The sequence below is a fragment of the Motilimonas sp. 1_MG-2023 genome (genome assembly GCF_030547455.1).
Taxonomy (GTDB): domain Bacteria; phylum Pseudomonadota; class Gammaproteobacteria; order Enterobacterales; family CBDFNC01; genus Motilimonas.
The window spans coordinates 45392-70507 of record NZ_JAUOPX010000017.1; the positions used below are offsets into that span (position 1 = coordinate 45392).

The window sequence follows — 25116 nt, forward strand, 5'->3', positions numbered from 1 at the left end:
AACACCGTGTGCCAGCATGATAGTTATATCACTAAGGAATACTTATTCAGTTAAAGTGAATCGGTTTTCGGTAAAGTCGGTATAAATCAGCATAAATAGCTAAAATTTGCTATTTGGTAGCTTTTTGTTAGTTGTCAGGTGTTTGTTCTTTATGATTATATTGCGCCTGCAAACACAACATTAAAAAAGAGTTATTAAAATAATGAATACAAATACGAGTGTCACAGGAAGGTGGTCTAGCCGCTTTGCCTATATATTGGCAGCAACAGGGGCAGCGGTAGGTTTAGGAAACATTTGGAAGTTCCCGTATATCATGGGTGAAAATGGCGGTGGCGCTTTCGTTATCGTTTATTTACTTTGCATTCTCTTCATTGGTATCCCAGTGATGATGGCAGAAACATTTATAGGTAAGCGTGGTCGATCAACACCAGCGAACGCAGCGGCGAAAGTTGCTCAAGAGTCTGGCAATACTACACATTGGTCTTTACTCGGTACATCTGGCGTATTAGCGGGCTTTTTGATCTTGAGCTTCTACGTGGTCATTGCAGGCTGGGCGCTTGCTTACGTGTTCTTTGCTGGCGATGGTCAATTCTCGGCAATGGCGCTCGCTGCAGGTGATACAGGCACAGCCCACGCTGATGCGGTTGGCGCATTATTTGGCGGTCTGCTAAGTGACCCGTTCAAGCTTATCTTGTGCACTAGCTTAATGGTTGTTGCTACGGTGCTTGTCTTGGGTAAAGGCTTAAATAAGGGCTTAGAAGCAGCGGTAACGGCACTCATGCCAGCTTTGTTTATCCTCCTTGCCATTATCATGGTTTACTCGGCCATTGAAGGTAACTTTGGCGAAGCAGCTGCGTTTATGTTTGCGCCTGACTTTAGCAAATTAACCATTCAAAGTGTGCTGGAAGCCCTTGGCCATGCGTTTTTCACCTTGAGTTTATCGTCTGGCATCATGATGATTTACGGCGCTTACCTTCCTGAAGGTGTCTCTATTGCGCGTACATCTATCTGGATTGCGATTTGCGATACCTTGGTTGCATTGATGGCTGGCCTAGCAATTTATCCAATTGTTTTTGCTAATGGCATGGAGCCAAATGCAGGGCCTGGTTTATTGTTCCAAACTCTGCCAATCGCATTTGGTAAAATGCCAATGGGTGATCTGTTTGGTACTGTCTTCTTTGTGATGATAGTTTTCGCAGCCTTTACATCGGCTATTGCTTTGCTTGAATCGGCAACGGCATACTTAGTTGAGCGCAAAGGCATGAATCGTTGGCCTGCAGCTATCGTCTCTGGCTTAGGTATTTGGGTATTAAGCTTAGGCTCTATCTACTCGTTTACTGGCGCAGAGTGGACCAAAATGTCACTGTTTGGACATGGTGAAAACTTCTTTGATGTGCTCGATTACTTAACCTCTAAAATCATGTTGCCATTAGCGGGTCTATTCACTGCTATCTTTGTTGGATGGAAAGTAAAGCGCCATATAATTGAACAAGAAGTAGAGCTTAACAGCGCTGCGTTTAACGTATTTTACATTTGCTTGAAATTCATCGCTCCCGTTGCAATCACTATCGTGTTTGCACAACTAGTTGGCATTATTTCTCTCTAACTTTGAGTGGTTAATGTGAAACCGGTAACACTAAAAGGGCCATAAATTGGCCCTTTTTTAGTAACACTTAAATAAAATTGACCCAGTGAGTAATTTTTGTCAGCCTTAAGGCCATTTTTCATTGTTAGGTCAAGTTATGGAACAGCAACCTCAAGCTAAGCATTTAAAAGATTATCAATCTCCTGATTACACCATCACCACGATCGCATTAGATTTTCAGCTTGAAGACAGTGCAACCATTGTTACCGCAAAAACGCACTTTGTGCGCCAAAGCCAAGCGGATCAAATCTTCCTAAATGGTGAGCACTTAACCTTACTTAATCTTAAAATTGATGGCCAAGACTACAGCGACTATCAAGTTAATGAATTGGGCCTCACCTTATTTAATGTACCTGCAGAGTTCGATTTAGAAATCCAAACACAAATTGATCCAGCGGCAAATCTTTCAGGTGAAGGCTTGTACAAATCAGGCGATGCCCTTTGTACGCAATGTGAAGCGGAGGGTTTTCGTCGTATCACTTATTACTTAGACCGTCCCGACGTGTTAGCAAAATTCAGCACTAAGATCACCGCCGATAAAACCAGTTATCCTTTCTTGCTTTCAAATGGTAACAAAATGGCCCAGGGTGAAGTCGGCGCCGATAAGCACTGGGTGGAATGGCACGACCCGTTCCCAAAACCGTGTTACTTATTTGCCCTGGTTGCGGGTGACTTTGATGTTTTAAAAGACAGCTACAAAACCGTCTCTGGTCGCGATGTTGCACTAGAAATTTTTGTCGATAAAGGTAACCTTGATCGTGCAGATTACGCCATGGGCGCATTGAAACGCTCAATGCAATGGGACGAGCAACGCTTTGGCCTCGAATATGACTTAGACATTTATATGATTGTTGCAGTTGATTTCTTCAACATGGGCGCAATGGAAAACAAAGGCCTCAACGTTTTCAACTCAAAATTTGTTTTGGCTAATAGCAAAACAGCGACTGACGCCGATTACGATGGCGTTGAAGCAGTGATTGGTCATGAATATTTTCATAACTGGACGGGTAACCGTATTACCTGTCGTGATTGGTTCCAATTAAGTCTAAAAGAGGGCTTAACCGTTTTTCGCGATCAAGAATTCAGCAGTGACTTAGGTAGCCGCGTGGTTAATCGCATTAATAATGTAAAAATCATGCGTAGCCATCAATTTGCTGAAGATGCTGGCCCAATGTCACACCCAATCCGCCCTGAGTCTGTGATAGAAATGAATAACTTCTACACAGTAACCGTTTATAACAAAGGCTCGGAAGTTATCCGTATGATCCATACCTTGTTGGGCGAAGAAAAGTTCCAAGCCGGTATGAAGCTTTATGTGTCACGTTTTGATGGTCAAGCAGTCACCTGTGAAGACTTTGTTAAAGCAATGGAAGATGGCTCAGGTGTTGATTTAGGGCAATTCCGCCGTTGGTATAGCCAATCGGGAACGCCAGTGGTCACCGCGACCGATGAATACGATCAAGCCAGTCAAACTTACCGTTTGCATTTAACCCAAAAAACCGACCCCACAGCGGATCAAGATGAAAAACAACCGCAGCACATTCCGGTTGATATTGAACTGGTGAGTGAAGCGGGCGAGAGCATTTTAGTAAACGGCAATACTAGCCAAGTATTAAATCTCACCCAGGCTGAGCAAACTTTTGAGTTTACGCAGATAGCCAACAAGCCAGTGCCAGCCTTATTCAGAGATTTTTCGGCACCCGTTAAATACCACTATAGCTACAGTGACCAACAGCTAGCTATTCTAATCAAAACAGCAACCAATGCGTTTGCGCGTTGGGATGCCGCGCAAAACTTATTTAATAAATATCTCATCACGAACGTGGTTCGGGTACAGCAGCAACAAGCAATTGAACTGCCTGATTTTGTGATTGATGCCTATCGCAGTCTATTACTCGATGAAACGCCTGACTTAGCTCTGATTGCAGAAATTTTGGCATTTCCAAGTCAAAGCGCACTGTGGCAGCTGTTTGAGCAAGTTGATGTAGATGCAATTGCACAAGCGCGTAAAGACATGCTAGATACCTTGGCTGGCGCCTTGTCAGATGAGCTATTGTGTTTGTATCTTGCAAATCGCAGCCAATCGCCATACGAGCTGACTCAGCAAGCCGTTGAAAAACGCAACTTATCGGGCATCTGTTTAAGCCTGTATGGCCGCGTCGCGCAAGCGCATGCTAGTGAATTGGCAAAAGCGCATTATGAGCAAAGCGATAACATGACCGATACTTTTGCCGCCCTTAGCGCGGCAAATGTAGCCCAATTAGACTGTCTTGCTGAACTGATGGCGGATTTTGACAGCAAATGGCGTCATGATGGCCTAGTAATGGATAAGTGGTTTGCTTTAGCGGCCACCAGCCCTGCGCCAGATTGTTTAGCGCAAGTAAAAGCGTTAATGGCGCACCCAAGTTTTAGCATTAAAAACCCGAATAGAACACGCTCATTAGTGGGCAGTTTTGTGTCGGCCAATACTGCAACATTCCACGCGATAGATGGCTCTGGCTATGCATTCTTAGGCGATGTATTACTGCAGCTTAACAAGATCAACCCGCAAGTAGCTGCTCGCTTGATCACGCCGCTGATCCAATTCAAACGCCTTGATGCAACACGCCAAGGCTTGATGGTGGCGCAATTACAACGACTGTTAGCTGAGCCAGAACTCGCTAAAGATCTCTACGAGAAAGTAACCCGTGGTCTAGATCAAATAAAGTAAACCATTTAGACGATAGCTGTTAACGCAGCTATCGTCTTTGTTGTGAGCATAAGATGCAAGAATTTTACTTTTCAATTCACGTAACCTACCAAGAGTTTGAACCCCTCTATCGCGGCAGTGTGCGCAATGTACAGGTGATCGCCGATAACGGGAAATCGATTCGCTTACCTGCTGTAAAATTCATTCCTTGGCTGAGTCAGCTTGGTATACGTGGTCGCTTTAAATTGACCCTAACCGCAGACAATAAGTTTGTTTCTCTAGAAAAAACTGCTTAACTTAACAAATCAAAACGATTCTTAACCGTTTTCAAATAAATTCACCACAAAACCCTATGAAGTAAGATTAGTTTGGCTATTATTCAATAGTAAGTGTCTGACTGTATTCATATCTTAGAGGTTTATTATGGTAAAACCCGATTCTCCCAGCTCTGTTATCCTGCAAAACGTCATTAATTTAGTTAAAAATAAACTGCCTGCTGCTAAAGCTAAGTTAGCACAAGAGTTTGTTTTACATCTTTACCAGCACATTTCAGAGCATGATTTAGTCGAACGAAACGACAGTGATATGTACGGAGCCGCCATCGGCCTTTGGAACTCCCTTAACCAAAGGCAGAGCAGTGAGCCATACATCAAAGTATATAACCCGTCATTAGAAAAGCACGGATGGCAATCAGCACACAGTATTATTGAAATTATTGTCGACGATATGCCCTTCTTAGTCGACTCAGTGCAAATGACCTTGAAACGACAAAACATCGCTTCACACTTAGTGTTACATCAACCTATGGGTTTGGTTCGAGGCAAAGATCACCACATTGAGAGTATTGTTGACAGCAGTAGCTTGCGCGATCCTGCAGGGTTAAAACTTGAAACCGTCTTTTTAATTGAAATAGACCGTCAATCCGATAACAGTTGTCTGTCTTGTCTCGCTGAAGATCTACAAGCCGTGCTAGGAGATGTCGCACTTGTGGTGCACGATTGGCAACCTATGTGCAAGCAGTTGGATAAAGTGATCAAGCAACTAAAAGAGTCTGCTTATCATGGCGACCCAGAGCATAAAACCCAAGTATTGTCATTTTTAGCTTGGTTAGCTGAACATAATCTAACCATGATGGGCTATCGCGAATACGCCATTGAAGCGGTCAAAGGCGACTATAAAATTAACCCGAAAATGGATACCAGTTTAGGCTTGATGAAAAAAGGCCAAGGTCAAGAAATTCATCTGTTATCGCAGTTACCCAAAACCGCGCAAGAAGAAGCGGCCAGTGAAGAGCTGCTGATTTTAACTAAAACCAATGTCAAAAGCCGCGTTCACCGTCCAGCCCATATCGATCACATCGGCATCAAGCAATTTAATAAACAAGGCCGAGTCGTTGGTGAGCATCGATTTATCGGCCTTTATGCCTCGTCTTTATATAACAGCAGTGCCACTCAAATTCCTATGGTACGCCATAAAGTCGAAAGTATTATGGCCAAATCAGGGCTAATAAAAGGCTCTCATGCCTACAAAGCCTTGGTAAATGTGCTTGAAACTTACCCGCGTGACGAATTACTGCAAGCCAAAGAGTCAGAACTACTAAGCACGGGCACCGGCGTGTTGCAAATGCAAGAGCGTGACATGACCCGTCTCTTTATCCGTAAAGACGCGTTTGGCCGTTATATGTCTTGTCTGGTGTTTGTCACTAAAGACAGATTTAATACCGCGTTAAGGATGAAGACCCAAGAAATTCTTGCTCGCTACTTTAAAACCGATAGCGAAGTCGAATTTAATACCTATTTTACCGAGGGGGTATTAGCCCGAACACAATACCTAGTACGAGTGAGTAATAGTGAGATGCCGGTAGACGTGAAAGAAATCGAAAACAACCTGATAGAAGCAGCGCGCTCATGGGATGACAAAGTGCAATCTGCCTTATTTACCCATTTTGGCGAAGCCAAAGGTAATACTTTAGCGGGCCGATATATTCAAGGTTTTCCAAGAGCGTACAAAGCAGACATGTTAGCTGGCAGCGCCCTTGCTGATATTCAAGCACTGGAAGCGCTCAATGAGGATAATCCCCTTGGTATGCAGTTTTATCGTGCCCAAGAAGAAAGCTCCGATTCACTGAATGTTAAACTTAAACTGTTTCATAAAAATAACCCCATTCACCTTTCTGATGTATTACCCATGCTTGAAAATATGGGGCTACGGGTGATAGGTGAAACGCCATATGCGGTTAAAATTAGCGACGGCTCGGTTGGCTGGATCTTAGACTTCTCCATGACCTATGCAGGCTTAGGCTCGCTGAACATGGACACTCGTCAGCAAGATTTTCAAAATGCATTTGCCCAAATATGGTCGGGCGAGCTTGAAGATGATGGCTTTAACCGTTTAGTGCTGGGGGCAGACTTAACCGGCAGACAAACCGTGGTACTTCGCGCATATGCTAAATACATGCGCCAAACCGGCACCACATTCAGCCAAAATTACATTGAAGCAGCCCTTAATCGTTACCCTGAATTGTCGCGTTTAATTGTCGCGTTATTTGACGCTAAGTTTAATCCCAAGCAGAAAAAGTCCGTTAACCAAGAAAAGCTAATTGAAACCATTAACGCGCAACTCGACGACGTGGTTAATTTAGATGACGATAGGATCATCCGCCATTTCTTAGAAATGATCCAAGCCACGGTGCGCACCAACTATTTCCAAACTGATGGCAAGCGCAAAGCTAAGTCTTATCTATCAATGAAGATCAAACCGAACAAAATTACCGACATGCCACGGCCGCGTCCGGTATTTGAAATATTTGTTTATTCACCAGACGTTGAAGGGGTGCATCTTCGCGGTGGTAAAGTTGCGCGAGGCGGCTTGCGTTGGTCAGATCGCCGAGAAGATTTTCGCACCGAGGTGTTGGGCTTAGTGAAAGCGCAACAAGTTAAAAATACCGTGATCGTGCCTGTTGGCGCTAAAGGTGGCTTTGTCTGTAAAAAGCTACCTGATGACGGTGATCGCAGTGCGATTTTTGCTGAAGGGCAACGCTGCTACCGCATTTTTATCCGCGCCTTATTGGATATAACCGACAACATCATTAATGGTGAGATAGTACCGCCACCAGCAGTGGTTCGACTTGATGAAGATGACCCTTATTTAGTAGTTGCTGCCGATAAAGGCACTGCTACCTTCTCAGATATTGCTAACGAAATTAGCGCCGAATATAACTTTTGGCTTGGTGATGCTTTTGCTTCGGGTGGCAGCCAAGGGTATGACCATAAAAAAATGGGTATTACAGCTAAAGGGGCGTGGGAGTCTGTTAAACGTCACTTCAAAGAAATGGATATTGACTGCCAAACCACCGACTTTACTTGTGTAGGTATTGGCGACATGGCAGGGGATGTGTTTGGTAACGGCATGCTGTTGTCGAAACACATTAAGTTACAAGCCGCGTTTAACCACATGCATATCTTTATCGATCCCGAGCCAGACGCTGCTCGCTCATGGGATGAGCGTAAGCGGTTGTTTGAGCTTGCCGGCTCAAGTTGGTCAGACTATGACAACAAGCTGATATCCAAAGGCGGCGGCATCTTTTTGCGCAGCGCCAAGTCCATTACGTTAACCCCTGAAATTAAAGCCATGTTAGGCACTACCCAGCGCGCCATGGCACCTAATGAATTGATCCGCGAGTTGATAAAAATGCCCGTTGATCTGTTGTGGAATGGCGGCATAGGTACTTACATTAAATCAGCAAAAGAGTCTGACGCCCAAGTAGGAGATCGCGCCAATGACGCCGTGCGCATCAATGGTTGTGAGCTTAATGCCAAAGTGGTGGGCGAAGGTGGCAACCTAGGGTGTACTCAGCTAGGCCGAATCGAATTTGCCGCCAATGGTGGCCGCATTGATACCGACTTTATCGACAACGTTGGTGGGGTAGATTGTTCAGACAATGAAGTGAACATTAAAATTCTACTTAACGGACTGGTCAGCGATGGTGAATTAACCTTAAAACAGCGTAATAAATTGTTAGTGGATATGACCGCTAATGTTAGCGAAATAGTATTGCAAAATGCTTATCGTCAAGCGCAGTCAATTTCTGTGACCCAAAGCCTTGGCGCAGAGAGCTTAAAAGAACAGATCCGCTTTATTCATAGTCTGGAAAAAGAGAAAAAACTTGATCGCGCATTGGAATACTTGCCTAACGAAGACGAGCTTTCAGAGCGTTTGGCCCATGACCAAGGCTTAACACGTCCTGAGCTTTCGGTGCTACTGGCCTATGGCAAAATGGTACTCAAAGAAAGTTTAAATTGCCCTGAAATCACTGATGACGGTTATTTAGCGAACAGTTTAGTGTCGGCATTCCCGAGAGTGTTACAACAAAAATACGCCGCTCAAATGGGTAATCACCCACTGCGCAGTGAAATAATAGCCACTCAAATAGCCAATCAAATTGTTAACGACATGGGGCTAAATTTTGTTGCGCGGCTAAAGGATGAAACCGGTGCTTCAGATGCTGAAATAGCTAAATGCTATGTGATGGCGCGAGAAGTGTTCTCATTAAATCCTATATGGCGTGACATTGAAGCATTAGATAATAAAGTGCCTGCCGCCACACAAATTGCCATGATGAGCGAAACGCGTCGCACAATACGTCGTGCTACCCGTTGGTTCTTGCGTTTGCGCAATCGCAATTGGACCATCTCCGAGAACATTGAGTTTTACAAACCGGCTTATGAACAGCTACAAGAAAATTTGCTGAATATTCTCGTAGAGGATGAAGTGGCGACACTTAAAGAGCAAAGTCATGGCTTGGTTGAACAAGGTGTGCCAGAAAAGCTAGCACAACTTATGTGTCAGCAAAAACTGTTGTTCTCGGCATTGGATCTGGCACAAATTTCCGAGCAACATCAGCGCACCGTGATGGTGTGTGCGGAAATTTACTTCAGCCTAGGGGCAAAACTGGAGTTACATTGGTTCTTGGCGCAAATTAATGGCTTGGTCGTTGACAACCATTGGCAAGCTTTGGCACGGGCATCATTTCGCGAAGAACTTGATTGGCAACAAAGATCCCTTGCTTCTGCGGTATTATCTGCCTGTCATGAAAGTGATTTCTGCGGTAACATACTCGACGCTTGGTTGCAAAGGCATGAAGGGCTACTGGCGCGCTGGTATCACATGCTAGCGGATTTCAAAACTAGCTCAACTCATGAATTTGCCAAGTTCTCGGTTGCACTGCGAGAGCTTAATCTGCTAAACCTAAACTGTCTGGCCAATACGGAACAAGAATAAAGGTTTAGACTAAGGTATAGAGAAAGCCTAGCAAACTTAAAAAGGGAAGATAAAGGGGCTTATGCCCCTTTTATTGTGTGCGAAAAAAATGTTATTGCCCATAGTGCGGCGTAACAACATGCTAAGTGCACAAGTTTGTTTAACGAAAATATTGAGGTCAACATGTTATACCGTCTTGCCAGAGAAGCTTTCTTCAAATTAGATGCTGAAAAAGCTCATGATCTTGCGATAAACAATTTTAAAAGAACTCAAAATACACCACTTGAAATGGTTTATCGCCAACACTTAAGAAAGCGTCCAGTGGAAGTAATGGGGATCACCTTTGATAACCCGGTAGGGCTTGCGGCTGGTTTAGACAAAAATGGTGAATGTATTGATGCCTTTGCCGCCATGGGATTTGGTTTTGTTGAAGTAGGTACCATCACGCCACGTGCACAAGATGGCAACCCAAAACCGCGTTTATTTAGAATAAAAGAAGCCGAAGGCATTATTAATCGCATGGGGTTTAATAACCACGGCGTTGATCAATTAGTGCAAAATGTTAAAGCGGCAAAATACCAAGGCGTTATTGGTATTAATATTGGTAAAAACTTTGATACGCCCGTTGAGCAAGGCAAAGACGATTATTTAATTTGTATGGACAAAGTTTATGATCATGCATCTTACATTGCGGTTAATATTTCATCGCCAAATACACCAGGATTAAGAACACTACAATACGGTGAAGCGTTAGATGATCTATTAAAGGATCTAAAAGATCGCCAACTAAAACTAGCCGAAAAATATAATAAATATGTTCCGCTAACTGTAAAAATTGCCCCTGATTTAACCGTTGAAGAAATCGTGCAAATCTCAGATTGTTTTATTCGCCACCAAATTGATGGTGTCATTGCCACCAACACCACCTTAGAGCGCAGCATGGTTAAAGGTATGCCTCATGCGGGTGAGGCGGGTGGTTTAAGTGGTCGCCCAGTTCAAACTTTAAGCACAGAAGTTATTCGCATACTAAATAAAGAATTAAACGGCGCAATGCCAATTATTGGTGTTGGTGGTATTGATTCAGTTATTGCCGCGAAAGAAAAAATGCAAGCGGGTGCTAAATTGGTTCAAGTTTATTCTGGCTTTATTTATCACGGCCCAGGCTTAATTAAGAATATTGTTGAAAATTACTAGTGCTTAACACTGATTTTTAAATAATACACTTGATTTATAATCATATTTATTTTATAGCTATAGTCATTCAATAACTAAAGAGTAGATTATGATTTTAAAGCCTGACGATAATTGGTTATGGAAATTTGATAAAACTCAATCCCAACTCTGTTTAGAATTGGGTGATGAGTTGGTTTTTCAGCCTTATTTGAACCGTAAAAAAATGGTGGCATTTCCTAAATCTGTTATGCCTTTTACCGTTGATGATGCGGCGATATATTACCAATTGTTAGAGCAGCTTTCTGATTATGATCTACCTAGTGCGGTAAAAGTATATTGGATTTTAAATGCGATTACCGCGATCCGTTTCCATAAACCTATGATGCCGAAAAGCTGGTTTTTTGAAGTACAAGCAGGGTGTTACCGACCAGAGCAGGGCGAAATGATTGAGCTTGCATGTAATGCACAGCAACGTGCCCGTTACTTGGTGTTAGAGTCCAATTCACAAGTTAGTTTATGTATGCTGGTGGATCCTAAACATGAATTTAGCCACCAAAAAGCACTGCAACAGTTTGACGTTATCAAGGTAATGAACGACCGAGTGTGCCGTGTACAACAAGAGCCCGTACAAATGTGTCAAGTTAGTTAACAATTTAATTAAAACAAATAAGTTAAAACCGCAAATAACCTCATACAATCCGCTAAAAAAACGCCATAATATAGCTAATCGTAGCAATCGTTAAACCAGCCGTTCAAACGCACTTAATTTGGAGTGAGCCATGCTCGTTGAAAAAAAGCTATCTGAGCTAGAAATAGGTCACTACATAGTCGATATTATTGAGCAAGCCAAAAATTATAAAATTACCCATGCTTGCTATGTAGAAACGCCGCGTACAGTTGCCACATTGCACAATAAAGGCGTAGTTAGTGTGATGATCGACACCAGTAAAACGCGTTATCCTACAGCAATAGACGATGATGAACCGGAAGTACAAAATCCAGACAGCGCAGGCGAAAAATCACAGGCTGGCTTCATTAAGCGGATGACGCGTGCCACGGAAATTTTTAAAGAGTCAAAACGGCTACAAAAGAAAATATTTCACGATGCGCAAAGTGGCCGTGAATTAGATTTAGCGCCAGTGATGGAAGCGACCAACAAAGTTATTGATGAGATTTTTCAAAACTCTGATGCCCTGGCCAGCGTAATTAATATTCGTAAAAAAGATCAATACCTGCTTGAGCATTCGGTTTCAGTGTCGGTGTTAATTGCCATTTTCGCCAAATTTTTAAAACTAGAACGAAACATTATTCACCAGCTGGCTATTGGCGCATTTTTACACGACGTGGGTAAAATTATGGTGCCCGATGCTATTTTAAATAAACCGGGCAAGCTTACTGATAATGAATTTACCATCATGAAAACCCATGTTAATCACTCAATACATGTGATTGAGCGAACGCCAAATATTAGTAAGCTCAGTTTAGAAGTGGCAGCGCTGCACCATGAAAAAATAAATGGTACAGGTTATCCGTATAAAGTGCGTGGCCAAAATATATCTAAGTACGGCAGAATGATCGCTATTTGCGACATCTTTGATGCACTCACGGCAAACCGGGTTTATAAGGATGGTTTCGCCCATATCAAGGCATTTAATATATTGCGCCGCATGGCGCAGGAGGAAGATCTCGATGCCGAGCTAGTCGATAGCTTTATAAAGTGCATGGGGGTTTACCCCGTTGGCACCTTAGTAGAATTAAACTCGAACCAACTTGCAATTGTCGAAAGCAGCAATCCAAAGGATCCTATTTGCCCGAAAGTCAGGCCCTTCTTCAGCATGCAGCAGCATGATTATAAGCCATCTAAAGCAATGGATTTAAGTGAAGAGGATGACTTTATTATCAAAGGCGTACGGCCCGATGATTTTGAATTAGACATGGACCAAGTGATGGAGTTTTTAATGAGGCAGGGCTAATGAAACTAGCCCTGTTTCCGTTTATTTACGATATATCTAGACTCTTTTGGCTGTGACTACAAAATGGAAAGTGACTACAGCCGAAAAACTCACCAAATGGTCCTTGTTTAGCTTGCAACACCCCCGTACCACAAGTAGGACAAGGATGGCTTTGCAGTGCGAGCGGCGTAACTGGCGCGGCACTGAGGTGCTCAGTGCATACGTCGTAATCTTGCTCTAACAATTCAACCACAAAGGGGCTAGGGCGCTGCATATTTGCCAGCAAAAACACCTTATGTTTGGCGCGAGTGAGAGCCACATAAAACAAACGACGCTCTTCGGCATCATTAAAAGTTTCCGCTTTTGGCAACATCGCATCTAATAATATCGGCGTGCTCTTAGTGGCCGGAAAACCTGCCGAGCCCTGCTCTAAGCCCACCACAATGACATAGTCAGCTGCCATCCCTTTACTGGCATGAATACTCATGGCACGAATAACAAGGGGCGAAAAATCGCGCTTAAGCTGCTCGAGTGCACCAGCTTGAGGTAATAAGTGATGGTAGCGCGCTAAAATAAGCACGCTGGCATTCCCTTTGCCTTGGCTTTGTTGCTGAATTTGCTCAAATACCTCATGTAATGCACTTGGGCTTGCGCTGCGCAGGGAAATGGCCGGTTCATTCACTAAGGCGTGAGTCACCAGTTGTTTCTTAATTTGCGCAGGGTTTTGGCAAACGAAATCGCTACTTACTTGCGCAATACTATTATTAAAACGAAAAGTTTTATCCAGCGAGGTGATCGCGCTGTCGCCAAAATAATTGGCAAAGCGCGTGGTTAAATTTACGTCTGCGCCAGCAAAACGATATATGGCTTGCCAATCATCACCGACACAAAACAACGAGCCCTGTGGATGCAGATCGCGCAGCGCTTTTAATAAGCGTGCTCGCGGCTCGGAAATATCTTGAAACTCATCCACTAAAATATGCTGCCAAGGTGATACAAAACGACCCTCAGTCACATAGTTAATGGCACGGCCAATCATGTCATCAAAATCAATTTCGTTGCGGCTGGCTAAATAACTTTGATAGGCCATTAATAGAGGCTGCAATAGGTTTACTGCTGCGCGCACTTGGTCTTGATGATCATGGCCCGCCAAACGTAGGTTTAACTGTGACTGCTCAAGCCAGCAGGCTTTATAAATACTCAGCATTTGACTTAACTGCTCAGCTAAATTATCGACCAGTCCGACATGGGTATAATGCTCAAACAAGGCTTGCTGCGACAAGGGTTTTAAAATAACCCCCTGAGCAGTGAGTTGCTGCGATAAGTTATCAAAAAAGTTCTCTTTTTGCAGATCGCAGCAGTAGTGAGAAATAAGTTTAAAGGTTTGTTGGCTTATACGCTGTTTGTCAGTTAAGTATTCAAGTTTATCAAGATACTCAGGCGGAGAATCATGCTCATCCAGTAGCCAATTAATCAACGTAATTTGATGCTCGGGTAAATAAATACGTGCAGGCGACATCAAAGCTTGCTGGCCAGTATTCGGGCTGGCTTGATACTCGTATTCCACCCCTTGTTGAAACAACCAATTGGCAATTAACAAATCACCTTGGCCAACAATGGTTTCGCCTTTTAAGCTTCTTATATCTTGTTTTTGCATAAAGCTTAAGTAATCACCTGCTTGGTCAAAATCAAACGGCGTTACCCAAGGCACACTGTGCTCGGCAAAATAATCACATACCTGTTGACGATATTCGTGCTGCGTTAACAAGTGTTCAAATTGCTCGATTAGCCAAGTTTGTTTTGCCGTGCTGTCTTCCACAAACGCCGACAAAGCAGGTTTTTCACCTTCTACTTGGGCAATGATCGCCAGGCCCAGTGAATGAAACGTGCTGCACTTAATGGTTTGTTCAGGCAAACACATTGCCAAGCGTTGATCCATTTCATCGGCGGCTTTGCGGCCAAATGCTAACAGTAAAATTTGTTCGCTTTGCGCTTGGCCACTGGTAACTAAGTAGCCTGCGCGGCCCACCATGGTGCTGGTTTTACCGGTTCCCGCGCCGGCTAAAACTAAGTTACTGCGCTCGTTGATCACACACGCATCTTGTTGAAGTGGCGTGAGGGGATTGCTTTCTACGGTATTAAAATAATGACGATGCAACATTTTTTGCTGATCGATAAAAGTTTGCTGGTGCTGAGCCAAATCATCTTCGCTCCAGCCTGCGATAACTTGAAGTAACTTAAGGGCATGGTTACCGGCATCATCAAGTAATGCAGGTAGCAACACAAAATGGCGTACCGGTTGATGGGGATCATCACGCACAGGCTGCGTCAGAGGCGCTAAAATAGCTTGAGCCTGCGCAACGGCAGTAAGGGTGTCATGGCGGCGCAAATAGCCTTGTTTGAATAAAGCCGCACAGACTTTGCCGTGATTAATTAAATGGCCGCGGTGATAATTGGCCCAATGTTGTATACCTTGACGAAAAACCTGGCTAAACGTGCGCTTAGCTAACCAAGGAATATATAACGTATCGTCACCTTGCTCGACACATAAAGTATCAAACAAGGTGCCATGGATCAGGCTTAATGGCGCAGTGATCTGCTGCCAAGGGATCAGCTTATCTTGGACGGTTAACCCTTTATCACAAAATACCAAACGGATAATTTTGTTGCCGAAAAAACCGCCATACCAATGGCTATCAAAAGAAAAAGAGGGCAGCAATACAGACGAATTATTCAAGGGCCAAGTCCATGGTAGTAACACAAACAAGTGGTCAGCCTTGAAAAAGCTATCCACCTGAAACAACTGAGACAATGTTACTGTTAAGCGCTTGAGAAGTCTTGTTTTGAATCGCGAAATCAGGCAAAAAGACTAAAATTTTCAGCCTGAAAGGGGTAACTAACCTTACCCCTTGTAGCCTTATGTTTAAAACAGGTCCTAGGCGGGCAAGTCAAACACCAAAGCCTCAACGGCTTGTTTATTCCCGCTAATAAAATGAATATTGGTTAAGTTATCAAGGCGCGCGCCATCGCCGGGGGTTAGCGGCTCGTCGTTCACCGTGAGCAAGCCTGACAATAACTGCACATACACCACGCGATCAGGTGGGAGTTGTAAGCTATCTGCTGACTGTGGCTCAAGTAACAAATGCAGCAAACGTGCATCCTGCTTAATCTTAAGGGTTTCATTACTGCCATCAGGCGTGATCACCGCATGTAAGCCTTGGCGACGGCCAAACGCTTTTTGCTGATAACTTGGCTGGCCACCAAATTTATTCGGCTCAATCCAAATTTGCAGTAAGGTTAAGCCGTCCGTATCTGAGGCATTATACTCACTGTGGCGAATACCACTGCCCGCCGACATAAGCTGAAACTCGCCAGCTGGCAGCTCAGTCACATTGCCCATGCTGTCTTTATGGGCAATGGTGCCAGAGGTAACATAAGTGATTATTTCCATATCGCGATGGCCGTGGGTATCAAAGCCTGCACCGGGCGTAATTACATCATCATTAATCACTCGCAGTGACGACACCCCCATATGGCGCGGGTCGTAATAGTTAGCAAACGAAAAAGAGTAACGGGTTTTAAGCCAGCCATAATCGCCACGACCGCGGTTACTGGCTTTTCTCACAGTGATCATAATACAACTCCTTAACCGCCCACATCGGGGCGAAACAGCAAAGTTATTGGGTATCGTTATTCAATAAGGCCAGTTTATCGTGTGGTTAAGTGAAATAATAACGCCAAATATCTAATGATATGTTCGAATAAATAGAACTTAGCAAGGCAAAATTAATGGCCCAGATCGGCCCACTTTAAACCAAATTTAGCCAAGTATTTCTGCAATCGACTTGAGTCATTAGCTTGAGATTTTAACAGCCGACTTTTATCAAACAACTCGCGCCCAGCGGAAGCAAGAGTAGGGTGACGCTGGCTGGTCTGTAGCACAAAGCCAAGCTGGTGCAAATCAAACTGATCAAGGGTAGCCATTTGCTCAGCAGACAAAACGTCAGCTAAACATTCAAGTACATTGCTTTGCAAGCCAAGCGGCACGGGCTCCCCCCAGCTTTGTTGTAACCGACTAATTTCATCCTCAACATCTGCTACTGTAATGCGCGAGCTGTCAGCTAAGGTGCATAACCGGGTGATCGCCGAGCTTAAATCACGAAAATTGCCGGTCCAATAAGCCTTTGGTGACATAGAGAATTCAATAAATGCGCGTTTAGCTTCTTTATTAAACTGCACCCGGCGACCATTTTTTTGGCTAAACAACTCTAATTCATAATCTATATTGGCCGGAATATCTTCCTTTCTTTCTTTCAGGGCGGGCAGGGTGTAGGTCCATAAATTAATTCGCGCCAATAAGTCTTCCCTAAAGTGGCCATTTGCTATTTCAGCTTTTAGGTCGCGATTAGTGCCCGCGATTAACTGAAAGTCGCTTTTTATTGGAGTGTCACTGCCAACAGGGTGAAAGGTTTTACTCTCAATGGCATGTAATAACATCGCTTGCTCTTCTAGCCCTAACTCACCAATTTCATCAAGGAACAAAACACCATGATGAGCTGAAAGTAAAAAACCATCACGGGACTTTTGTGCACCAGTAAACGCCCCTTTGGTGTGACCAAATAATGCGGCCATCGCATTATCCCCTTTTAGCGTGGCGCAGTTAACCGATACCAGCGGGCCTTTTAACATCGCGCGCTTACGTTTTAATTGATAAATGCGCGTTGCTAGTTGGCTTTTACCTGCACCGGTTGGACCTGTCAGTAATATTGGATCCAGTGAGCGAATTGCTACCTTTTCGATTTGGTTAATCAAATGGTTAAAGCTAGTATTTTTGGTGGCTATGCCGCCTTTAAGAAAGGCGCTGCCAGCCTGATGTTCAACATCAAAGCGAGTGGCTAATTGATCATACTTGGATAAGTCTAAATCAATGATCTGTACTCGGCCGACCGACTTGTTGCTGTTGTTATGATCCGGCGAGCTTTGGATCAAACGGCCAGGGAAATGGCGGCTTTCGGTCAACAAATAGCTGCAAATTTGCACCACATGGGTGCCCGTGGTGATATGAAACAAATAATCAAACTTATCGGTATCAAATACTTGTTGTTGGCACCAATCAAATAACTTGGCATATACCTCTTCAAAATCCCACGGATTGGCAAAATTAATGGCGTGTAAATTCACCTTGGTTTCAGGTGAGACTAAGGTGATGTCTGCGCTGACACTAGTAGCAAGGCGTTTACTGTGATTATCGTGAATTAAATGCAGCTCACTGACTAACAAATCTTCTTGACTACATAAGCTTACATTTGGTCGCCAACGTGACCAGCGGTCAATGCGCTTACCAACAAAATCTAGCTGTGTGCCAACTAAGCTGACAATAACGGTGGGCTTATTCACAAACACCTCAATCTTATCCAACGTAAAATGTACATTTAGGCTCACAATATACTATTCTAAATAGATAATACCCTATCCAAAAGGATACTTTTTTAGTTTTTCATGAAGCGCATCAAAATAAGTAATAATGTCTCATATAATTATTTGTCATTATAAAACAGTGATTTAAAAATTAATTTTCTCTTTTTTTCGTTTCTGGCACTCCCGTTGCAATTATCTCAATGTCTGGTTAAGGGCTGTGATTCATCTATCACGCCGGTGCACTGAACATTGTGACTGTGTATGCCAACCAAACAACCAAGTAGCTCAATGGTAGAGCAACGAACTTTACTTCGTTTGTTGCGGGTTCGAGTCCCGCCTAATCAAAACAATTAAGTCGTACCCAGGTTAGCCAGCAGAGGCGACCAATGGTTGATAAACGCTTAACAAGAATCAGTGTTGGCAAGCTGGATGCTCCCCAACACTGTGCAAGGTGTAGCCCTTATCTACTAAGTCGTCACACTGGCTAACAAAACAATATAAAAGAAAAAGTGAAAGGAAATGAAATGTTAAAAGGGATCAAAAAAATCATCAAAGTTGCTGATAACCAACGCGTATTGATGTTTAAAAACCAGCAGTTAGTGGATGTATTAACAACCGGTAAATATCAATTCTGGGATATCAAAAATGAATTGGACTTTACCAGCTTTGAGCTAAGTGATTTTATCTTCTCTGCGCCAAATGCAGAGCGTTTGCTTAAGCTATATCCAATCTTGGCTCAGCACTTAGAGCAGTGGCAATTAAGCGAAAATGAAGTGGGCCTATTTTATGCCAACGGGTTATTACATGGCGTAGTAGCACCTGGTGAGCAAATGATCCTATGGCGAGATGCTGCAGATTTTCGCGTCGAAAAGGTAAGTTTAGATGAAAACATAGCGGTGAATGAGTCATTGCTGCGCGCAATTAATCGCGCCGGTGCCAATCAAGCAAATCGTTTGATCCGCAGTGAACACAATAAGGCAACACAACCCATTGCAGAGTTTCAAGTTGCTCAAGACCACATTGGCTTGTTGTATATCAATGGCCAGTTGATGAACCAATTAGCTGCAGGACGTTATGGTTTCTGGCAGTTTAATCATAATGTTGAGCTTAAAACTTATGATTGCCGAGCGCAGTTACTCGATATTTCGGGACAAGAAATCTTAAGTAAAGACCGCGTTAGCTTACGGATTAACTTAAGCGCCAGTATCAAAATTAACGACGTTGAGCGCGCCGCCAGTAGCGTCGAAAATGTGAATGATTTTATTTATAAAACGTTGCAATTGGCGCTGCGCGAAGCGGTTGGAACCCAGTCACTTGATGACATTTTATTGGACAAGTTATACATCAATGAAACCGTTAAAGCGCTGGTAACAACTCAGTTAAACGAAATTGGTGTGAGTTTACTGAGCGTTGGCGTGAAAGACATTATTTTACCCGGCGAGATGAAGGCCATATTAAATCAGGTTGTTGAAGCGCAAAAAGCAGCAGAAGCCAATGTGATTAAACGCCGTGAAGAAACATCGGCAACACGCAGCTTACATAACACCGCAAAAGTGATGGAAAACAACCCAACATTATTGCGCTTGAAAGAATTAGAAGCGCTTGAAAAAGTGGCAGAAAAAATCAACAACCTCAACGTTTATGGCGGCATAGAAGAACTAATGAAAGGCACAGTGAAACTTGGCTAGGATAAGCCACAAACAGCAGAGAATAACGCTTTCATCAACATCATAAGGACAAAAAAATATGTGTAAAAATTACAATGAGATCGAACATCCAAACCGCGCCACCATTAAAGCTTGGACCAAAGGCGTGCCATTTGAAGCGCAAGCCCAACAACAGTTAAATAACATTGCCAGTATGCCTTTAGTGCATTCACACATAGCGGTAATGCCAGATGTGCATTTAGGTAAAGGCGCAACAATTGGCAGCGTGATCCCGTCTGTTAATGCCGTGATCCCCGCCGCCGTTGGGGTGGATATTGGCTGTGGAATGGTTGCAACCAAAACCACGTTAACCGCCAGTCAATTACCGGATAACTTAGCTGCTATCCGTCATGGATTTGAATCTGCCGTTCCTCATGGTCGCACCACAGGGCGTGGTCGCGCTGATCGCGGAGCATGGCATAATATCCCAGATCTAGTGGCTGAAGAATGGATGAAATTGCAAACTCGATTTGACCGCATTTGTGAAAAACACCCAGCCATAAAAAACTCAAACAATGTTAAGCATCTTGGCACGATGGGAACGGGTAATCACTTTTTAGAGCTGTGCTTAGACGAGCACGACGCCGTCTGGATCATGTTACATTCCGGTAGTCGTGGTGTGGGTAACCGCATTGGCACCTACTTTATTGAATTAGCAAAAAAAGAAATGCAGCGCCATCAAATTAACTTACCAGATATGGACTTAGCTTATTTAGAAGAAGGCAGCGATTATTTTGATGATTACGTTGAAGCCGTAGAATGGGCACAAGACTTTGCCGCGAAAAACCGAGAAATTATGATGTTCAATGCCATTAACGCCCTTAAAAAGCAGATACCTGTGGCTTTTTCAACGGCAGAGCTTGCGGTGAACTGCCATCATAACTACATCTCACGTGAGCACCACTTTGGTAAGGACTGCTTTGTTACGCGTAAAGGTGCGGTACGAGCAGAAAAAGGAGAGTTAGGCATTATTCCAGGTAGCATGGGCGCGCGCTCCTTTATTGTGCGAGGCTTAGGTAATCCTGAAAGCTTTAACAGTTGTAGCCATGGCGCTGGACGAGTGATGTCACGTACCCAAGCGAAAAAGGTTTACAACATAGACGATCAAATTGCGGCAACCCAAGGCGTTGAGTGTCGTAAAGATGCGTCGGTGATAGATGAAATTCCTCATGCCTACAAGGACATTGAAAAAGTAATGGAAGCACAAAAAGACTTAGTAGAAGTGGTATACACATTAAAGCAAATTGTTTGCGTAAAAGGTTAACAGGTGAGACAGGTTAATAATATGCACTATTTAATTATTGATGGGGCCCAAGGAGAAGGGGGCGGCCAAGTGCTGCGCAGTGCCCTTACCCTAGCCATGTTAACGCAGCAAAACATTGAGATAATTAACATTCGCGCAGGGCGTAAAAAACCGGGTTTATTACGCCAGCATTTAACTTGCGTGTTAGCGTCACAACAAATATGTGGCGCCGTAACCGATGGCGTTGAGCTGGGCTCAACGCGCATTCGGTTTGCACCGGGTAATGTAAAGGCGGGTAACTATCAGTTTGCGATTGGCACCGCAGGCAGCACAGTATTAGTGTGTCAAACGGTTTTACCTGCCTTAGCGTTGGCTACGGGTGAGTCAAACGTAACGTTTTCGGGTGGCACCCACAACGGTTTATCACCGTCATTGTGTTTTTTGCAACAAGCTTACTTACCCATTTTGCAACGCATGGGCGTGGTTTGTCAGGTGACTGAACATGGTTATGGTTTTTACCCCGCTGGTGGCGGTAAATGGCAACTAAACATTAAGCCAAGCTTACAGTTGGCGCATATTGAGCTAAGCCAAGCAGGGGCTGACTTTGCAGTAACACAGGAAAACTGCCGCATTAGGGCGTTACTTAGTCAATTACCCGACAGCATCGGCCAACGCGAAGTTGAGACCGCGCAAAAACTGCTTAATTGGCAGCAAGCAACAAGCCGAGTTAAGCAGGTTTCATCACCCGGTCCGGGCAACAGCTTACAATTGAGCATTCGCGCTGACACGCACACAAACCTATTTGAAAGAGTGGGCGAATATGGCGTATCAGCTGAACGAGTGGCAAAGCGAACGGCAGGGCGGGTACGAAAATTTATCCAATCGCAAGCAGCGGTTGAGGAATACTTGGCAGATCAACTTTTGTTGCCGATAGCCCTAGCAGGCAGTGGCTGTTTTACCACCACTAAGCCAAGCTTACATACTTTGACCAACATAGCAGTGATTAAACAGCTACTTGGTAAAGCGTTTATGGTTGAGCAGTTAACACCAGTGTTATGGCAAATAAGCTTAGGCCGCCAGTAAGCGTAGAAGCAGCATTTATCTGTGATTTATGCTGCGATAACTTGTGCGCCATAACCAACCTTCTCCGTATTCAACATCCCGTAGCAGTGGGTTTTAAACCGCGAATGGTAAGCGCCGCCGGCAAATAACGACATCAATGTATATTTTTGGAACTAAATCAGACATTGCTCTAAAAATCAGATGATTAGAATAGGATTATAAAAATCCAATGATACTATCTGATAGCGTTATGATTGATTTTATAGCAACCACTAATGCTATTGCACCCACATCTAACGCCAAAATCAAACATGCAGTCGGTTTCACGCCAAGATGGGGTTTTTTCGAAACTTAACAAGGGCGCTATGATATAGGAATAATAGTAAATGACATCAGGGAAAAAGTTAGGTGAATTGTTACCAATAGCGGCTTTTGTCACTACTGGCTTAGCCCTATTGTGCTTTGGTATAGCGACCAGTTTTTATAGAGGGATACATGCAGGTTATGGTGTAACAGCAAGTCTTCCAAGTGAAAAAGAGCTTGTTTTTCAAGGCTTAATTTTATTCTTATCTTCAGTACCTGAAATAATCATTCAGGGGGTTATTGAAATGTTCAGTAACTGGCAGTACTTCTTCCTAGGCTTATTAATTGGTGGTGTTTGGTATGGGGTCGAGTTAGTAAAGGCAAAAGGTGAAACTCAAGACATACCTAAATCGAATGTGGATAAATTTCAGCACATTAACAGCATCCTTGGCTACATTTTTATTGGCATTTATGTTTTGTTATCTCTTCCAGCTACTGCATTTAATAAAGGTGAAGAAATCGCTAAATTAAACTTAAATAACCTCCTTGAACACGGTTGTGGTGCAATAAGTTCAAATGAATGGGACTTATGCACACAAGTCACTTATAAAGAAGCTGGGATAGAAATAAAACATGAAGGGCTATTGATATATAAAGAAGGCCAATCAATAGCATTGTTCAAGCCGAACAACAGTCATATAGAGGCATTTAGGATTCCTGAAAGTGCGGTATTGACTCGGGCATATAGAGCTGAATAACCATGAATCAGAAATATAGAAATAAGTATAGTTATCAACAATTGTCAGGATAAAAGAGTTCACCAATTGACCGTTTCAATGGCACGTTTGCTGCTAAACAGGTTATATAAAATTAACGTAAATTCATCAGCCATAGTAGGTCATCATGTCAGTCGATTTCTACAATCAACACGCTGAGCAACTCGCGCAAGTGTATCTTTCAAAAACATTTGAACAGGTGCACCAGCCGTGGCTGACCCATTTAACTCCTGTATTAAACAAAGCCAATGCGCGTATTTTAGATCTTGGTGCGGGGGCAGGGCGTGACAGTAAATACCTTGCCCAACAGGGTGCTGCCAATGGCGTACAAATAACCGCCATTGAGCCAGCATTAACCCTAGCAGAACTAGGCAAACAACATACCCTTGGCCTCAACGTTAATTGGTTACAAGACTCCTTGCCCGACCTTCACGCCGTCACTAAGCAAGAAATCAGCTTTGATCTTATTTTACTCAGTGCCGTGTGGATGCACATTCCGCAGTCGCAACGTGAGCGCTCGTTGCGCAAGTTAGCCAACTTACTTAAACCCGGTGGCAAACTTGTGATCTCATTGCGCCATGGCCCCAGTGGCGACGCGCGCAACATGTTTGACGTGTGCAGCGATCAACTCACGCAATTAGCCACACGTTTTGGTTTAACCACACTGCTGGTGACAGATAAAGGCCAAGACGTGATTGGCCGAGAAAGCGTGGCATGGCAAACAGTCGTATTACAACTGCCTGACGATGGTACAGGCGCTTTTCCATTTATCCGTCATGTGGCCCTTAACGACGGCAAATCAGCTACCCACAAATTGGCTTTAATGCGAGTGCTATTACGCATTGCCGATGGTCACCCCGGCGCAGTGATCCGCCGTGAAGACAACAGCGTGATCTTACCCATGGGGCTGGTGGCCTTATACTGGGCGCATCAATACAAAGACTTAATCGACAAACATCAACTGTTTCAGCGCCCCGGCCACAACTCCAACATGGGCTTTATGAAACAAGATGGCTGGCATCAACTCACTCATTTACAGAGTTCGGACTACCGTATCGGTAACCTGTTCACAGGCGCAACCGCCATTGCCATGCACAAGGTTTTATCTGCCAGCGCCAGCAATATTAAAACCATGCCTTGCCGTTTTATTACTTATCCAAACAGCGATGAAGGCGTGTTTGAAGTTAACAGCAAAAGCGTACGAGCCACTGACAGCTTGTTTTTAGACCTTACCACACTCAATCAATGGGGCGAATTTTCGCTGCCGGAACACTTATGGTTAGCTTTCAGCCGCTACGCTTGCTGGATTGAGCCTGTGCTCATTTCAGAATGGGTGAAAACCATGGCAAGCTACGCAGGCAATCAGGCATATCAGACGCCAGCGCAGCAACATGTTCTATACAACGCCCTAAATTGGTTAGAAACAAAGCGCAATACTAGCGAGGTGCGCAGCCGCTTTGACGCCCTCAAACAAAGCCAAGGTAATGCTCATAACTGCGTATGGACCGACAAAAGCTTAAAACACCAATACGCCATCGATCACTGCATGCCTTTTGCGCGCTGGCCCAATAATGATTTGTGGAACCTATTGCCCACAGACGTGAAAGCAAATGGCGAGAAAAGCGATCGCCTGCCGACAGAGCCAAAAATGAAAGCCGCCAAATTGCGCATTACCCATTGGTGGCGCGATGCTTGGCTTGACGAAAACGATAGCGCCAGCCAACAACGCTTTTTTGCCGAAGCCAACATCGCCTTACCCGGCTTAAATGCCAATAACAGTTCAGTAGATGATTTATTTGAAGCGCTATTGCTACAGCGCGGAAGGCTAAGGGAAATGCAGCAGTTGAGGGAGTGGTAGGGATAACTCTATTTTTGTGATTAAAAAGAAGC

General features: G+C 43.9%; 15 protein-coding genes. 12 read left to right on the forward strand and 3 right to left on the reverse strand.

Going from position 1 to position 25116, the window contains the following annotated elements:
• Positions 1-202: 202 nt before the first annotated feature.
• The 7 genes from Q4519_RS11080 to Q4519_RS11110 all read left to right on the forward strand — a co-directional run bounded on the left by Q4519_RS11080 (position 203) and on the right by Q4519_RS11110 (position 12739).
• Positions 203-1606: a sodium-dependent transporter gene (locus Q4519_RS11080; protein WP_303512194.1), complete on the forward strand. Its 1404-nt coding sequence runs from the start codon at positions 203-205 to the stop codon at positions 1604-1606.
• Positions 1607-1742: 136 nt separating this feature from the next.
• Positions 1743-4355: an aminopeptidase N gene (gene pepN, locus Q4519_RS11085; protein ID WP_303512196.1), complete on the forward strand. Its 2613-nt coding sequence runs from the start codon at positions 1743-1745 to the stop codon at positions 4353-4355.
• 53 nt (positions 4356-4408) lie between these two features.
• Positions 4409-4630: a DUF2835 domain-containing protein gene (locus Q4519_RS11090; RefSeq protein ID WP_303512200.1), complete on the forward strand. Its 222-nt coding sequence runs from the start codon at positions 4409-4411 to the stop codon at positions 4628-4630.
• Positions 4631-4757: 127 nt separating this feature from the next.
• Positions 4758-9614, forward strand: a complete 4857-nt coding sequence (locus Q4519_RS11095) for an NAD-glutamate dehydrogenase (protein WP_303512202.1) — start codon at positions 4758-4760, stop codon at positions 9612-9614.
• A 162-nt stretch (positions 9615-9776) separates the two neighbouring features.
• Positions 9777-10787, forward strand: a complete 1011-nt coding sequence (gene pyrD / locus Q4519_RS11100; protein WP_232799637.1) for a quinone-dependent dihydroorotate dehydrogenase — start codon at positions 9777-9779, stop codon at positions 10785-10787.
• A gap of 88 nt (positions 10788-10875) precedes the next feature.
• Complete coding sequence (locus tag Q4519_RS11105; protein WP_232799636.1) at positions 10876-11415, forward strand: cell division protein ZapC domain-containing protein; 540 nt, start codon at positions 10876-10878, stop codon at positions 11413-11415.
• A 130-nt stretch (positions 11416-11545) separates the two neighbouring features.
• The gene (locus Q4519_RS11110) at positions 11546-12739 is read left to right on the forward strand and encodes an HD-GYP domain-containing protein (RefSeq protein WP_303512210.1); all 1194 of its coding nucleotides are present in this window, start codon (positions 11546-11548) and stop codon (positions 12737-12739) included.
• Between the two features lie 25 nt (positions 12740-12764).
• Here Q4519_RS11110 and Q4519_RS11115 read toward each other — a convergent pair whose 3' ends face one another.
• The 3 genes from Q4519_RS11115 to rtcR form a co-directional block, all read right to left on the reverse strand.
• Positions 12765-15455 carry a UvrD-helicase domain-containing protein gene (locus Q4519_RS11115; RefSeq protein ID WP_303512213.1) on the reverse strand — a complete coding sequence of 897 codons (2691 nt, stop codon included), beginning with the start codon at positions 15453-15455 and terminating at the stop codon, positions 12765-12767.
• A 198-nt stretch (positions 15456-15653) separates the two neighbouring features.
• Positions 15654-16352, reverse strand: coding sequence for a pirin family protein (locus tag Q4519_RS11120; protein WP_303512215.1), 699 nt, complete (start codon positions 16350-16352; stop codon positions 15654-15656).
• A gap of 152 nt (positions 16353-16504) precedes the next feature.
• Positions 16505-18115: an RNA repair transcriptional activator RtcR gene (gene rtcR, locus Q4519_RS11125; RefSeq protein WP_303512217.1), complete on the reverse strand. Its 1611-nt coding sequence runs from the start codon at positions 18113-18115 to the stop codon at positions 16505-16507.
• 545 nt (positions 18116-18660) lie between these two features.
• Here rtcR and Q4519_RS11130 point away from each other — a divergent pair.
• The 5 genes from Q4519_RS11130 (at position 18661) to Q4519_RS11150 (ending at position 25084) form a co-directional block, all read left to right on the forward strand.
• Positions 18661-19824: a slipin family protein gene (locus Q4519_RS11130; protein WP_303512219.1), complete on the forward strand. Its 1164-nt coding sequence runs from the start codon at positions 18661-18663 to the stop codon at positions 19822-19824.
• A gap of 58 nt (positions 19825-19882) precedes the next feature.
• A complete protein-coding gene (locus Q4519_RS11135) occupies positions 19883-21106 on the forward strand; it encodes an RtcB family protein (protein WP_303512221.1) in 1224 nt (407 codons plus the stop codon).
• Between the two features lie 21 nt (positions 21107-21127).
• Entirely contained in the window at positions 21128-22168 is a 1041-nt protein-coding gene (gene rtcA, locus Q4519_RS11140) for an RNA 3'-terminal phosphate cyclase (protein WP_303512224.1), read from the forward strand.
• Between the two features lie 365 nt (positions 22169-22533).
• The gene (locus Q4519_RS11145) at positions 22534-23208 is read left to right on the forward strand and encodes a hypothetical protein (protein WP_303512227.1); all 675 of its coding nucleotides are present in this window, start codon (positions 22534-22536) and stop codon (positions 23206-23208) included.
• A gap of 145 nt (positions 23209-23353) precedes the next feature.
• Complete coding sequence (locus Q4519_RS11150) at positions 23354-25084, forward strand: class I SAM-dependent methyltransferase (RefSeq protein ID WP_303512229.1); 1731 nt, start codon at positions 23354-23356, stop codon at positions 25082-25084.
• Positions 25085-25116 lie beyond the last annotated feature (32 nt).

Excerpts from the sequence above, each read along its gene's own strand:
- Q4519_RS11080 (WP_303512194.1), top strand. The coding sequence starts at position 203 with ATGAATACAAATACGAGTGTCACAGGAAGGTGGTCTAGCCGCTTTGCC.
- pepN (WP_303512196.1), top strand. The coding sequence starts at position 1,743 with ATGGAACAGCAACCTCAAGCTAAGCATTTAAAAGATTATCAATCTCCT.
- Q4519_RS11090 (WP_303512200.1), top strand. The coding sequence starts at position 4,409 with ATGCAAGAATTTTACTTTTCAATTCACGTAACCTACCAAGAGTTTGAA.
- Q4519_RS11095 (WP_303512202.1), top strand. The coding sequence starts at position 4,758 with ATGGTAAAACCCGATTCTCCCAGCTCTGTTATCCTGCAAAACGTCATT.
- pyrD (WP_232799637.1), top strand. The coding sequence starts at position 9,777 with ATGTTATACCGTCTTGCCAGAGAAGCTTTCTTCAAATTAGATGCTGAA.
- Q4519_RS11105 (WP_232799636.1), top strand. The coding sequence starts at position 10,876 with ATGATTTTAAAGCCTGACGATAATTGGTTATGGAAATTTGATAAAACT.
- Q4519_RS11110 (WP_303512210.1), top strand. The coding sequence starts at position 11,546 with ATGCTCGTTGAAAAAAAGCTATCTGAGCTAGAAATAGGTCACTACATA.
- Q4519_RS11120 (WP_303512215.1), bottom strand. The coding sequence starts at position 16,352 with ATGATCACTGTGAGAAAAGCCAGTAACCGCGGTCGTGGCGATTATGGC.
- Q4519_RS11130 (WP_303512219.1), top strand. The coding sequence starts at position 18,661 with ATGTTAAAAGGGATCAAAAAAATCATCAAAGTTGCTGATAACCAACGC.
- Q4519_RS11135 (WP_303512221.1), top strand. The coding sequence starts at position 19,883 with ATGTGTAAAAATTACAATGAGATCGAACATCCAAACCGCGCCACCATT.
- rtcA (WP_303512224.1), top strand. The coding sequence starts at position 21,128 with ATGCACTATTTAATTATTGATGGGGCCCAAGGAGAAGGGGGCGGCCAA.
- Q4519_RS11145 (WP_303512227.1), top strand. The coding sequence starts at position 22,534 with ATGACATCAGGGAAAAAGTTAGGTGAATTGTTACCAATAGCGGCTTTT.
- Q4519_RS11150 (WP_303512229.1), top strand. The coding sequence starts at position 23,354 with ATGTCAGTCGATTTCTACAATCAACACGCTGAGCAACTCGCGCAAGTG.